The sequence below is a fragment of the Streptomyces sp. NPDC005794 genome, from assembly GCF_042871445.1.
Classification (GTDB): domain Bacteria; phylum Actinomycetota; class Actinomycetes; order Streptomycetales; family Streptomycetaceae; genus Streptomyces.
The window spans coordinates 19,499-32,947 of record NZ_JBIAIN010000034.1 but is presented as its reverse complement, the minus strand read 5'-3'; the positions used below and the strand labels follow the sequence as shown (position 1 = coordinate 32,947).

Below are 13,449 nucleotides of genomic sequence, written 5' to 3'. Positions count from 1 at the left end.
GAGGCAGCACATCATGGCGGACTTCATCGGCGCGGTGGATCAGGGAACCACCAGCACCCGATTCATGGTCTTCGACCACGACGGCAACGAAGTGGCCAAGCACCAGCTGGAACACGCCCAGATCCTGCCCCGCTCGGGCTGGGTGGAACACGATCCGGTGGAGATCTGGGAGCGCACCAACTCGGTGATGCAGAACGCACTGCGGTACGGCGGTCTGGCGCCTGGTGACCTGGCGGCGATCGGAATCACCAACCAGCGCGAGACCACGGTGGTCTGGGACCCACGTAACGGACGGCCCTACTACAACGCCATCGTGTGGCAGGACACCCGTACCGACTCCATCGCGGCGGACCTCGAACGCACGGGCCGCGGCGACGTCATCCGCCGCAAGGCCGGGCTACCGCCGGCGACCTACTTCTCCGCCGGCAAGATCCAGTGGATCCTGGAGAACGTCGACGGCGTGCGGGAAGCAGCCGAGCACGGCAACGCCCTCTTCGGCAACACGGACGCCTGGGTCCTGTGGAACCTGACGGGCGGGCCCGACGGCGGCATCCACGCCACCGACGTGACCAACGCGAGCCGCACCATGCTGATGGACCTGGAGACCCTCGACTGGGACGACGAACTGCTGAGCTTCTTCGGCATCCCCCGGGCGATGCTCCCCACCATCAACCCCTCGTCGCATCCGGAGGCCTTCGGTGCGACGCGCAGTTCGCGTCCGCTGCGCGCGGCCATTCCCATCGGCGGGGTCCTGGGCGACCAGCAGGCGGCCACCGTCGGACAGGTCTGCTTCGCGCCCGGGGAGGCCAAGAACACCTACGGCACGGGGAACTTCCTCCTGCTCAACACCGGCACGGAACTGGTCCGCTCCCAGCACGGTCTCCTCACCACCGTGGCCTACCGTTTCGGCGACAGCCCGGTGGTCTACGCGCTTGAGGGCTCCATCGCCGTGACCGGCTCCGCGGTGCAGTGGCTGCGCGACCAGATGAAGATCATCAAGACCGCCGCCGAGAGCGAGACCCTCGCCCGCAGCGTCAGTGACAACGGCGGCATGTACTTCGTCCCCGCGTTCTCGGGCCTGTTCGCCCCCTACTGGCGCTCCGACGCACGAGGGGCGATCGTCGGGCTCGCCCGGTACAACGACAACGCCCACCTGGCACGGGCGACCCTGGAAGCCATCTGCTACCAGAGCCGCGACGTCGTCGAAGCCATGGAGCAGGACTCCGGCGTCCACCTCGACGTACTCAAGGTCGACGGCGGGGTCACCGCCAACGACCTCTGCATGCAGATCCAGGCCGACGTCCTCGGCGTCCCGGTCAGCCGTCCCGCCGTCGCGGAGACCACCGCTCTCGGCGCCGCCTATGCGGCCGGGCTGGCAACGGGCTTCTGGCGGGACACCGACGAACTGCGCACCCATTGGCACGAGTCCGAACGGTGGTCGCCGCAGTGGTCGGACGACCAGCGCGCGGAAGGCTACGCAGGCTGGAAGAAGGCCGTGGAACGCACCTTGGACTGGGTGGACGTCCCGTAGGCACCCTCGACCGTACCGTCTGTTCCGCCCGCCGAATCCTCCGCGTCCGTACAGGGCGCCGGATGGGGTCGCCCTTGCTGCGACTCGGTATCCCTGTCATCGGTGTCACGGACGTCCCTCGGGCGGCGGCCTTCTGGAACGCGGCTCCGGACCTGGTCACCACGGACGAGTGGCAGAGCGGAACATGGCGGACGCTCGACCACGCCGACGGCTCGGGCCGGGCCCTCGGCCTGATGCACAGCGCATCCCCCGCCGAACCACGCCCCGTCTCCACCTGGATCTCTTCACGGAAACGGCGAAGGAACAACAGGAGGAAGTCCGGCGGCTGGTCGGCCTCGGTGCGGAGGACCGTGGACCGGCACCTCTACCGCCGGAGCCGGATTTCGTCGTTCTCGCCGATCCGGACGGCAATGTCCTCTGCGTGGTGGACCTGAGCCACGCGCGCCCGGCGGCGGTGACCGGCCGGCCCCCTGACGAGCCTCGCAAACCTCCGGCAGTTCCGGGCACTCGCGTCGGCGCCGAGCCGTACGGCGCTCGACGTGGACCTGCGTTCGTCCCCCCGTATCCGGTCGTGCAATGCTGAACAGCACGTACATCATGGCGGGTAGCGAGAGAAAGCGCAGGGTGAGGGCAGTGCGGCGGCGGGGCGGGGCCATCATGTGGGATCGGTTCGCGGCGTCCGATCCAGGACTGCTGCGGCTCACGGCGGGGCTGCGGACCGTCTCGGCGGTCGCGCTCGCCCTGGTGGTGCTGGTCCCGTTCGGCACTGAAGTCACCCATATGGTCGCCGGTGCGATGACAGCGATGACCGCCACCTTCGCGATCAAGGACACACTCGTACGTGACCAGGCGATCACCCTCGCTCTGGGCCTGCCGGTCGCGCTCGTCGCGACGTCGTTGGCTGCGCTGCTGGCCTCTCAGGTCATCCTGGGTGACCTGTTCTTCGTGGCCCTCATCTTCGGCGCCGTCTACTGCCGGCGCTTCGGCGAACGTGGCACCGCGCTGGGCCTCATCGGCTTCCAGATCTACTTCCTCTCACTGTTCGTCGGAGTGTCGACCAGTACGCTGCCGTCCCTCTGTCTGGCTCTGGCCGCCGGGTTCGGCTGCAGTGCTGTGGTGCGGTTCGCAGTCGTCCCGGAAACGCCCCAACGCGTCCTGGCACGGCTGCGCGACGCCTTCCGGACCCGGGTCGCCCAGCTCGTCTCCATCCAGATCGAGCTGCTCGACGCCGAACCCGGGCAGTTGGAGAAGGTCCTCGACGACCTGCGGCGGCGCACCGCGCGACTGCACGAAACCGCGTTGATGATCCAGGGCCGTCTGGAGGAAGGTACACAGGACGCGGACAAGGCGGCGTTGCTGCAACGACGGATCGCGGACGCCGAGATCGCCACGGAACGGCTGGGCATGCTGTTGCTGAACGCCCGCAGCGCCGAGCGAGCGGACACGCTCACCCTTCATCTGCCGCACGCACCCGTGCCGCTCACCGGGGACTGGAGGCCGGCCGAGGACGACGCGACCATAGCCCTGCGCCGGGACCTGAAGGCACTGCACCTCCTGGTCAGCAGGCCGGCGTCGAACGACGAAGGCACGGCGGTGGCCCACATCCGCAACAGGTTGCTCGGCTACCGCGACGAGGAGAGGCTTCCGCCCGCGCCCGCCGGCATCCAGGACGCGTTCCGGGGCATCGGCGAGGCGGCCCGGGCCGTGCTTGGTCTGCGACTCGCGCTGGACGGGCCCCAGGACGAGTCCGACGACTCGCCGGCGACCACGCGCTCCCGCGAGGAGTTCGACGCGGAGGACATCGCGCTCGCCTCCTCCGAAGAGCCCGAGGAGGAGGAACGCACCGGCTTGCAGCGTCCCACCACGAGAGCGGCCTTCCAGGTGTCGGTGGGCTCGGTCCTGGCCATCATCGGCGGTGAGCTCCTGTCAACCCAGCGCTGGTACTGGGCCGTTCTCACATGCTGGGTGGTCTTCCTCAACACCGCCTCCACCGGTGAGATTCTGGTCAAGGGCTACCGGCGGCTCCTGGGCACCCTGCTGGGCGCCGTGGCCGGTGTCGTGCTGGCGGGACTGGTCGGTGGCCGGACCTGGGTCGCGTTCGCGCTGGTCCTCGTCTTCATCTTCGCGATGTTCTTCACCGCTCCGCTGTCGTACGCGGTCATGTCCTTCTTCGTCACGGCCATGCTGAGCATGCTCTACACCCTGCTGAACGCGTACAGCTTCGACGTGTTGGTACTGCGCATCGAGGAAACCGCGATCGGCGCCGCGTGCGGTGTCATCGCCGCCGTGCTGGTGCTGCCGGTGCACACCGACCGCCGTACGGACGAACTGCTGGGTACGGTCCTGGACCGGCTGGGCGATGTCGCGTCCGCAGCGGTGGAGCAGCTCAGCGGGGGGCCCGCCTCCGATCTGCTCGGCAAGGCGCGCGGCCTGGACACGGCACTGGACGAACTGCGGGAGTCCACCAACCCGTTGACCTACCCGATCACCCCGCTGCGCGGGCGGCGGCAGACCGTCCGTTATCTGGTGGCGCTGCTGGAGACATGCGCGTACCACGCCCGTGCACTCGCGGCGACGGCTGAGCTCGTGCCCCACAGCAAGTCCGTCGCGGCCGATCCGCGCCTCCATCGCGCCGGGCAGCGTATCGCCCACAACATCGAGGTACTCGCCGCGTATGTGGAGAACGAGCGGGCGGAAGGCGAGGTCCGATCGGGTGCCAGTATCGCCTCGACACTGCGGGACAACGGGTCCGGCAACCTGCCGTCCGGCTCGGTGACCTTCCGCGTGCTGCGTCACCTGCAGCGCCTCGACGAGGGAGTGGTCGGGCTCGCCCGCCCCTTGGACGTACCGGTCGCCGAGCGTGCCGGGTCGAAGGCCGCGCGCGGCTGAGCGGTTCCAATGGGCCAGCTGCTGGGCGACTCCGTCGTCACGGCCTCGGGCCAGGAACACGTCCGTAAACGACGCCAGCTGCAACCGGCCTTCGGCCGCCCGGAGATCGCCCGTTACGTCGACATCATGCGGGACGAGACGACCGCCGCCGTGGACTCCTGGGCCCCCGGCCGGGAACTCGACGTCCGTGAGGCCATGGTCAAGCTCTCCCTCGGCATGCTCGCCAAGACCGTCTTCGGCGGGAGTCTGGACGAGGCGACGTTCCGCCGGCTGCGTGAGGACCTGTCGGTGGTCATGAACGGCGTCGGCGCACGCGTCATGCTGCCCGACTGGGTGGAGCGGCTGCCCCTTCCCTTCAACCGCCGGTTCACCGCTGCCCGGGACGCCGTGCGGGCCACGGTCGAACAGGCTGTGACCGAGCTCCAGGAGTCGGGACGGGACTCCGGCGACATGCTGTCGCTGCTGCTGCGCGCCACGGACAAGGAGACCGGCCGTCCGCTGACCGGGCACCAGATCAGCTCGGAGATCCTGACCCTGGCCGTGGCAGGCACGGAGACCACCGCGTCGGTGCTGTCCTGGGCGCTCTACGAGATCTCCCGCGACGCCGACGTCCGGCGGCACGTCCTGGACGAACTCGACACGGTCCTCGAAGGCCGGCCCATCGCGTTCGAGGACCTTTCCCGGCTTCCCTACCTCGACCGTGTCGTACGGGAGACGCTGCGGTTGCACCACACGGGGTGGCTCGTCACCCGTCGCACCGTCACCGAGACGCGCCTGGGACAGTGGTCGGTGCCCGCCGGTACGGAACTCGCCTACTGTCAGCACGCCCTGCATCGTGATCCCGCGCTCTTCCCCGACCCTCTCGCCTTCGATCCGGACCGTTGGCTGGACGACGCGCAGACCAAGGCTTTCACGCCCGGAGCGTACCTCCCGTTCGGGGCCGGCAAGCACTCATGCATCGGAGAGCGGTTCGCCCTGACCGAGCTGGTCACCGCCGTCGCGACCATCGTCCGGCGGGTCCGGTTCGACGTCCCGCCGCATCGGACCGTCCGGCCCGTGGCTCGGGCAACCGTGCGGCCCAGCACCTTGCTGATGACCGTGTGGCAGCGAAGCGACTCCGCGGAACAGAGGCAGGACTGACACTGCCCCGTCCTGTCGTCAGTTCACCGCAGGTCCGGCGAGCAGGACTTCTACACCGCGGGCGCCCAGGGCGTCCACCTGCTCAGGGTCCGCCGACGTGTCGGTCACCAGGGACCAGCCCGGTTGCCAGGGAGCCCAGGCGTGGAAAGGGGCCGTGCCCAGCTTCGCCGCGTGCGCGAGGACGTAGACCCGGCGCGAACGGCGGGCCATTCCTTGAGCCTGTTCTGCTCCGCGCCGGCCTCGCAGATGCCGAGCTCGGGTGGGAGCCGTCGGTGCCGAGGAACGCCGCGTCGAACGTCATGCGCTCCAGGGCGGCCTCGGTGAGCGGGCCGACGAAGGTCTGCACAACAGCACCACCGTGCTCGACCACCGCGTCCACGTGGAACTGGCCAACCGGCTCGCCGCACCGGTAACCCTCGATGTTCGCGAGCGGGTGCCCGTCACCTCCGAACCGGACGTCCGGATCGAGGAACGTGCCGACTGGACGGCACCCGCGGACGGTGAGGGTCCCGATCACCACACCCCGGGCACCCGCATCTGGCGGGTGGACCTGCCCGCGGGCGGCACGCCGAGCTCGACGGCGACAATCGCAGGAGCTGACACGCACCATGATCGCGAATCCGAAGCCGATCGCCCTTCCCGTCACCACTGTCACCACAGTCACCTGCCTGGAGGATCGCGCCCATGTCGAGCGTGCCGTCGTGCTCGACCTGGAGGCAGGGGTCCAGCGGCTGCGTCTCGGGCCGGTCAGTGCGCTGGCCGTCGACCGGAGCCTCCACGCCGAGGTGTCCGCCGGGCACCCGGCGACCGTGCTCGACGTCCGGATCACCCGCAGTCGGATGCCCCGCGGTCCGCTGCCTCACACCGAGGACGACTCCGCTCTGCGCCGACGGGTACACGCCATCGAGGGCGAACAGCTCGCCCTGGAACAGCGGCGTGACCGGCTGCGCGCCCGCAGGGACCAGTTGGGGCCGGCTCGCCGCCGACCTCTTGCGAGAGATCGGCGAGAGGTCCGGCGCCGGGGAGACCGACGCACCCCGCCTGGCCCGCGAACTGGACCGGGTCGACGACGAACGCGCAGCGTGCCGCGAGCGACTACGCACCGTGAAGGCGCGGTTCGCCGCCCTCGCCGATGAGCTCGGACAGACTGAACGAGCCATTCACCTGTCCGAGGAGGATCCCGCCGAACTCGTCGGTCATATCGAACTGACCGTGGAGACCGCGGTCTCCGGGCCGGTCGGACTGCGTCTGAGCCACCTCACCTCGTGTGCGTTGTGGCGGCCCGCCTACCGGGCCGTGCTGAGCGGTGACTCCCTGACGCTGGAGACGGACGCAATGGTCTGGCAGCGCACCGGTGAGGACTGGTCGGACGTGCAGCTGACGTTGTCGAGGCCCGCTCGGCGCTTGCCACCGAACCGCCGTCCCTCGGCGAGGACCGACTGACGCTCACGGACCACTCCGCCGCGGAGCGCCGCACGGTCGGTGTCGAACTGCGCGAGGAGGAGATCGGCACCCTCGGCCCGGCCCCGGTGCTCGGTCTGCCAGGAGGGACGACGGTGGCCAGGCACGGGTGTTGCGATCCCCGGCACAGGTCTCCGTGCCCGGTGACGGCCGCGCGCACCGTGTGCCGTTGTCCACCTTCACCACGGCTGCCCGCAGTGAGTTCGCCTGCTCACCCGAGCTGTCCTCCCTGGTCACTCAGGTGGTGCGGTTCGACAACCGGGCTGGCCACGCGCTGCTCACCTGGTCCGCGACAGCGGGTTCATCGGCCGTGGCACCGTGTACTTCACCGCCCCCGGCGCGCCTGCCGAGCTCGCGTTCGGCAGCTGTGACGACTACCGGGTGGTCCGACAGGCCGAGGAGTCGCGGGACACCGCCGGAATCACCCAGCGGACCGTCATCACCCGTACGATCCAGCTGCACCTGTCACGGTTCTCGGGTCCCGGGGACCAGGGGGACCAAGTGGTCACCCTTCGGGAGCGGCTTCCCATCTCCGAGGTCTCGGCCGTGGAGATCCTGTGCCCGGGAGCCCGATACGGTCGATACCGAAGGCATCGCCCGCTGGGACCTCGCCCTCCCGCCCGACGGCCGCCGCACGGTGACCTTGTCCTACGAGCTGTCGGCGAGCGCCAAGGTAACTGGGCTCCAGCCGGGCTCCAGAGCTCCGGTCCGCTACGTGGCCGAGCGGCTTTGACCTGCCCTGACACAGGAGAGGGAGTGCCCGGCAGACGTTCCTGCCGGGCACTCCGCTGCTGAAAACTCAGTCATGCTCCACAGCTGAGCGGGTCAGCGGACTTCGGTGACCCGCCGCTCCTTCAGGGAAGCGCAGTTGGAGTTCTCCACCGACACGTACACGTTGTCGATGCTTCCGCCCCAGCTCACGCAGTAGCCCTTGCCGTAGACGTAGCCCGGCCCCGCGTACGACGTGAAGTTCCCGTCGTCCCCGGCCCATTCGTCGGTGGCGGGTACGTAGATGTACGCGGACATGTGCTTGACCGACCCGGGGTTGGTACGGATCGTCGCGACGCAGTTCTGGCCGTTGGACGAGTTGTAGGTCAGGTAGACGGTACCCAGCGAGCCGACGGACACGGAGTTCACGGTCTTGTAGGCCTTGCCGCAGACGCCCTGCGGAGTGATGTTGGGTGCGGCGGAGGCGGTCGTGGCGACGGCGGTCGTGGCACCCATCACCAGTGCGGTCAAGGCACCGGCAACCGCGACGGAACGTACGTTTCTCATATATCCCCCTTGTATCCCTGAGAGCGGTTTGCTCCCACTTGATGTGACCGTCGAGTGCCCCCGATGGTTGTGCTGGGTCCGGACCCACGTGTCAGGCGGGGGCCATACGGGTGATGCCGGGCAGGCGCAGCACGCCGGATCGACAGCCGAAGCCTTGGACGCCCCCTCCGCTCGCTCCCCGAAACAGCGGGACAAGACATGCCGAACAACCCGAAGTGACCGCGGAGTCGTCGTTCACCCTCTCTTCACTCCCGCTTCCGCCTGCGTGGCGCACCCCCTGGACCGGGCGTCCGCGTCACGGGGTCCGGGGCAGCGCCGCGTCCCCCGAAATGGGCTACCGGGGACTCCGGTTGTCGACGCACCCATCACATGTGAGAGATTGTCATTCCTCTTCCTGAAGTCTCATGAACGATTCAGGGCTCGGGTTCGGAGGACGACAGAATCGGGCTGCGGCACGGCGACCGCGCTCCTCAACAGGGCTGTGCCCAGGGGGCGTTGACCTCGTCCGCGACCAGATCACCGCCCCCCGCGTGGGGGCACGGACCGGTGATAGCATCCCGGCATCTGTGATCTTGATCCACTTGGATTCAGATGCTGATTTGCGATCGGCGGCCTGCACTCCACGCAACAGCGGCCTGGCGACGCCGAGTGGCTGTGTCGCGGGTCCTCGCGGGGTCTGTCCGTCGCCGTACGCCTGCGCCGGGAAAGGTTTCCATGAATCAAGACGCACTCGTGTGGTGCATGGTTGCAGTGGCGGCGGTAGCCGTTGCCGCGGTCGTGGCACTCACCGCCCGTAACAGAGCCCTGGGGGCGAAGAAGCAGCAGTCCGAGGCCGAGCTGAGGCGCCAGCTGCACACGTCCGACAGTCAACTCCACCTCTCGCACGCTGAACTGCAGCGTTTCAGGAGCGAGCAGGACGGTGCGCTCCGGGAGGCCAAGGAGGCTGCGGAAGAGAACACCAAGGCGGTCCTCAAGGGCGCGGCCAGCTTCCTGCAGAGTCTCGCGGCGGAGCAGACCACCCTCCTGGACGCCGTCCAGCGGAAGTACGGTGGCCATGCCGTACTCAGCGACCTGCTGGAAGTGAACCACGCCAACGCGCAGATGGCGCGCAAGGCACAGGGCATCGCGGTCATGTGCGGTGCACCCCTCGGCCGCCGCAACAGGCCCGCCAGCGTCTACGACGTGGTGCGCAGTGCCCAGGGGCAGATCCGCAACTTCCACCGGGTCTCCGTCATGCAGCAGACGGCTCTCGCTCTGAAGGCGTCCGCAGTGGCGCCCGTGGCGCTCGCCGTGGCCGAGCTGCTTGACAACGCTGCCAGCTTCTCTCAGCACGACGCACCGATCGAGGTGACCTTCCAGCGGGCCCAGAACAACCTGTGCATCGTCATCGATGACGCCGGCGTCGGCATGAACGACGAGGACCGCCAGCGGGCGACCGAGTTGCTGTCCGGCGATGTCGTCCCCCGCCTTTCACAGCTCGGGAACCAGCCCAAGTTCGGCTTCCCGGTGATCGGCCTGATCGCTCGTCAGTACGGCTTCAAGGTGGATGTCACCGGAGTCTCCCGGTACGGCGGCGTACGAGCCGTCGTCCTGCTGCCCGAGGAGCTGTGGACCATGGAGGAGACGCCGCCTGCCCAGGAGGCGCCCGTCAGCAGCATTCTGCGTACGGAAGGCCGGTCTCAGAGCGGGGCCGCGCGTACGACTCACGGCCTGCCGAAGCGCGGATCGCGCCAGGCGCCCATCGCGAGCGTGCCGGATCCGGTGCCGACGCGGCCGGCACCGTCGGCTCCCGAGAAGATCAGCCGTTCCTCCGGACGAAGCCTGGGGGCTTTCCAGCGCGGCACTCTGTCAGGCCGCAATCTCGATTCCACGTCGCCCGAAGGGTCCGAAGACGCATGACCGCAGACCTGTCGTGGATGCTCGAGGACATCGTGCAGAACGTGCCCCGGGCACGGCACGCCGTCCTGTTGTCCGCGGACGGCCTTCCCCGTGGGGCCACGGAGGGCATGGCCGAGAAGGAAGTGCGTACCATCTCCGCCGCCATGGCCGGGATGCAGTCGCTCAGCCGGGCCACGGCCCACTTCGCCGGACCGGAGAAGGATCGGCAGTGGAGTCAGACGATCATCGAGTTCTCCCACGGGTGGAGCTTTCTGATCGGGGCGGGGCAGGGTGCCTATCTGGCCGCGGCCGCGGCACCCGATGTGGACATGCAGCAGATCTCCTTCCGTATGCACCGCCTCGTCGCTCGCCTGGGAAACAACCTCACCTCACCCCCCAGGGTCGATGCCGGTGATGACGCCGGAACGCGGAACACCGGGACGGCCCGGCGCGGGAGCACGGGCGACACGGGTTTCGTACTCGCCGATCTCGACCGGGTGATCGCCGACGTGCAGGGCGCCCGTCACGCCGTGTTGCTGGGTTCCGACGGGCTGCCCCGCGGAGCGACCAGCGGGCTGGACCGGGACATGGCGGACACGATATCCGCGGCCATGACGGGCATCCACGCCTACAGCAGGGTCACCTCGCAGTTCGCGGGCGTCCAGGAGGACGCCGCGTGGCGGCAGACGGTCATCGAGTTCCAGCACGGCTGGATCTTCCTGATATCGGCAGGCACGGGTGCCTTCCTGGCCGCCGCTGCCGAGCACGACTGCGACATCGAGGAGTTCACCACCCGCCTGCACGAAGTGATTCCGAAGCTGACCCCGTCCGTCGCGAGGGGAGAGGGAGTGACTCATGCCTGACGAGCCCGAGCAGGAGCCGGAGCTGGAGCTCACGTCCACGTTAGTCCCCCTCTTCGTCATCACCAACGGACGCGCCCTGCCCCCGGACCACGAGTACGAGCACACCACGCTCGTCATGGCGTCACAGGACGCATCGGCTGCGGCGCGCACCCTCTCCCCGGAAGCCGACCAGGTCGTGGCCCTGGTCACCGAGGGCTTCCTGTCCGTCGCCGAGGTGGCCGGCCATACGCACCTGCCGCTGGGCATCGTGCGCATTCTGCTGGCGCAGCTGGAGGAGGACAGCCTCATTCTCGTGAGGAGGCCGATACCTCGCGCCGAGCGTGTCGACAGAGAACTGGTCAGCGCCGTGCTCGAAGGCCTGAAGAATCGATTCGGAGCGTAACGCGTGTACCTGGATCCAGACGTCTCCCACGCGGTGAAGATCCTCATAGTCGGGCATTTCGGGGTCGGCAAGACCACCTGCATCGGGAGTCTCTCCGAGATCGAACCGCTGCGGACCGAAGAGGAGATCACGGAGGCCAGCGAGGGATTCGACGACCTGTCGGGCACACCTCACAAGAAGACGACCACCGTGGCCATGGACTTCGGCCGCCTCACCCTCAGCGACTCGCTGGTCCTCTACCTCTTCGGAACGCCCGGGCAGGAGCGTTTCAAGGAGATGTGGGAGGAGTTGTCGCGGGGTGCGCTCGGCGCGCTGGTCCTCGTGGACCCCGAGCGCCTGGACGAGTCCTTCCCCGTCCTGGACCTGGTCGAGAGCTTCGGCCTGACGTATGCCATCGGTGTCAATCATTTCGAGGGGACTACGGACTACCCGCTCGACGAAGTCCGCGAGGCCCTGAACCTGACCGCCGACACGCCCGTCGCCAGATGCGACGTCCGTGACGAAAATACCTCGGCGCAGGCGCTCATCACCCTCGTCGAACACCTCATGTCCCAACTCGGCTAGGAGCGACTCACCATGCAGCAGCCACTTGACCCGCAGGAGATACCTCCCGGGTGCCCCGCGCACGAGAACGTCCGGCTGTACGGCCCCACGTTCGGAGCCGACCCCGACGGCCACTACGAGCATCTGCGATCGTTCGGCATGAGCGCGCCCGTCGACATCGCCCCGGATGTGGAGGTCGAGCTGGTCACCAGCTACGACGCCGCCCTCTATGTCCTGCAGAACCCCGCGTCCTTCGTCCGGGACTCCCGCCGCTGGAACGCGCTCAACGAAGGCCGGGTCCCGGCCGACAGCCCGGCCCTGCCGATGATGAGCCACCGCCCCAACGCACTGTTCAGTGACGGCGCAGCACATGCCAGGCTGCGCCAGGCGGTCACCGACAGTCTCGCGACGGTCAACGAGCTCCAGCTCGTGAGGCAGACTCAGCAGTCCGCCGACTACCTGATCAGCCGCTTCAGCACCGAGCCTCGCGGCCAGGCGGAGCTGATGGCGGAGTACGCACAGCCGTTGCCGCTGCTGGTCTTCAGCAATCTGTTCGGCTGCCCGCCGGAGATCGGTGACCGCGTGATCGCCGGGATCAGCGGCATCTTCGAGGGAACCCCGGGTGCCGACGAGGTCCTGGGCGGGGCGCTCACGGAGCTGATCGCCCTCAAACGGCGCCGTCCCGCTGCCGACCTGACGACACGTCTGATGGAGCACCCGGCCCAGTTGAGCGACGAGGAGGTGCTGCACCAGCTCGTGACCCTGCTCTCCGGCGGTACCGCCCCACTGACCGCCACGATCGGGAGCAGCAGTGCGCTGTACCTGGGCGAGGAATGGCAGTCCGGGCTGCCGGTCGAGGACGCGGTTTCCCAGAGCCTGTGGAATTTCGCACCGATCGCCAACTACGCGGCCCACTACCCGGTCCATGACGTCGAACTGGGCGGCAGGACGCTCCGGGCCAACGATCCCGTGCTGATCTCCTTCGCCGCGGCCAACACGGATCCCAAGCTGACCGAGCACCGCCGGCAGCTCAGCGCCAAGGCGCACCTCGCCTTCGGTGCGGGCCCGCACGCGTGCCCCGCCAAGGACCCGGCGTACATGATCGCGGTCACCGCGGTCGAGACCCTGCTCAACCGGCTGCCGGACATCGAGATGCGAGTGCCGTTCAAGACACTCGCCTGGACGCCGAGTCCGTGGAGCCGCTCGCTGGTGACCCTCCCGGTCCGGTTCACTCCTCAGACCCAGCCTTCAGCCGCCGCCGGCCCCGCCCACACGGAACCGGGCGGCACGCCTCAGCAGGCCGCATCCGTCGGACAGCCTTCCGGTTCGCAGACTTCCCAGGCACAGAGCGCTGCGGCGCCGCACAAGGGCGGTCTGTTCAGCCGCTTCCTGGCATGGACGAGAGGGGAGTGATTTTTGTTACCTCCTGCTGCCCCTGTGTTATTGGATGCTTCAACGATCTTGTGGGTATGCATGGCGGCTGGTTC

Annotated in this window: 11 protein-coding genes and 2 pseudogenes; 11 read left to right on the top strand and 2 right to left on the bottom strand. The window is 68.5% G+C overall.

Features of this window, described 5'->3' with window-relative positions:
• The first annotated feature begins 13 nt into the window (after positions 1-13).
• From glpK to ACFYQ5_RS35025, 4 genes are all read left to right on the top strand, one after another.
• Entirely contained in the window at positions 14-1,531 is a 1,518-nt protein-coding gene (glpK, locus tag ACFYQ5_RS35040; RefSeq protein ID WP_389203538.1) for a glycerol kinase GlpK, read from the top strand.
• 184 nt (positions 1,532-1,715) lie between these two features.
• Positions 1,716-2,114, top strand: a complete 399-nt coding sequence (locus ACFYQ5_RS35035; protein WP_389203536.1) for a VOC family protein — start codon at positions 1,716-1,718, stop codon at positions 2,112-2,114.
• Positions 2,115-2,188: 74 nt separating this feature from the next.
• Positions 2,189-4,420, top strand: a complete 2,232-nt coding sequence (locus ACFYQ5_RS35030) for an FUSC family protein (protein ID WP_389203534.1) — start codon at positions 2,189-2,191, stop codon at positions 4,418-4,420.
• A 9-nt stretch (positions 4,421-4,429) separates the two neighbouring features.
• A complete protein-coding gene (locus tag ACFYQ5_RS35025) occupies positions 4,430-5,560 on the top strand; it encodes a cytochrome P450 (RefSeq protein ID WP_389203533.1) in 1,131 nt (376 codons plus the stop codon).
• 18 nt (positions 5,561-5,578) lie between these two features.
• On the opposite strand, the gene ACFYQ5_RS35020 is transcribed toward ACFYQ5_RS35025, so the two are convergent.
• On the bottom strand, positions 5,579-5,770 hold the full coding sequence (locus tag ACFYQ5_RS35020; protein ID WP_389203531.1) for a DeoR/GlpR transcriptional regulator: 192 nt from the start codon (positions 5,768-5,770) through the stop codon (positions 5,579-5,581).
• Between the two features lie 46 nt (positions 5,771-5,816).
• On the opposite strand from ACFYQ5_RS35020, the pseudogene ACFYQ5_RS35015 reads away from it, so the two are divergent.
• Positions 5,817-6,128: pseudogene (locus ACFYQ5_RS35015) on the top strand (DUF4139 domain-containing protein); the annotation flags it as partial.
• A 40-nt stretch (positions 6,129-6,168) separates the two neighbouring features.
• A pseudogene (locus ACFYQ5_RS35010) lies at positions 6,169-7,754 on the top strand (DUF4139 domain-containing protein).
• Positions 7,755-7,846: 92 nt separating this feature from the next.
• On the opposite strand, the gene ACFYQ5_RS35005 reads toward ACFYQ5_RS35010, so the two are convergent.
• Positions 7,847-8,296 carry a spore-associated protein gene (locus ACFYQ5_RS35005; protein ID WP_389203529.1) on the bottom strand — a complete coding sequence of 150 codons (450 nt, stop codon included), beginning with the start codon at positions 8,294-8,296 and terminating at the stop codon, positions 7,847-7,849.
• 714 nt (positions 8,297-9,010) lie between these two features.
• On the opposite strand from ACFYQ5_RS35005, the gene ACFYQ5_RS35000 reads away from it, so the two are divergent.
• From ACFYQ5_RS35000 to ACFYQ5_RS34980, 5 genes are read left to right on the top strand one after another with little or no spacing between them, the layout of a single operon-like run.
• Positions 9,011-10,195 carry an ATP-binding protein gene (locus ACFYQ5_RS35000; RefSeq protein ID WP_389203527.1) on the top strand — a complete coding sequence of 395 codons (1,185 nt, stop codon included), beginning with the start codon at positions 9,011-9,013 and terminating at the stop codon, positions 10,193-10,195.
• Entirely contained in the window at positions 10,192-11,037 is an 846-nt protein-coding gene (locus ACFYQ5_RS34995) for a roadblock/LC7 domain-containing protein (protein ID WP_389203526.1), read from the top strand. The genes ACFYQ5_RS35000 and ACFYQ5_RS34995 overlap by 4 nt, the downstream gene beginning before the upstream one ends.
• On the top strand, positions 11,030-11,419 hold the full coding sequence (locus ACFYQ5_RS34990) for a DUF742 domain-containing protein (protein WP_389203524.1): 390 nt from the start codon (positions 11,030-11,032) through the stop codon (positions 11,417-11,419). The genes ACFYQ5_RS34995 and ACFYQ5_RS34990 overlap by 8 nt, the downstream gene beginning before the upstream one ends.
• Before the next feature lie 3 nt (positions 11,420-11,422).
• Positions 11,423-11,983: an ATP/GTP-binding protein gene (locus tag ACFYQ5_RS34985; RefSeq protein WP_389203522.1), complete on the top strand. Its 561-nt coding sequence runs from the start codon at positions 11,423-11,425 to the stop codon at positions 11,981-11,983.
• Between the two features lie 12 nt (positions 11,984-11,995).
• Positions 11,996-13,375 carry a cytochrome P450 gene (locus tag ACFYQ5_RS34980; protein WP_389203521.1) on the top strand — a complete coding sequence of 460 codons (1,380 nt, stop codon included), beginning with the start codon at positions 11,996-11,998 and terminating at the stop codon, positions 13,373-13,375.
• Positions 13,376-13,449 lie beyond the last annotated feature (74 nt).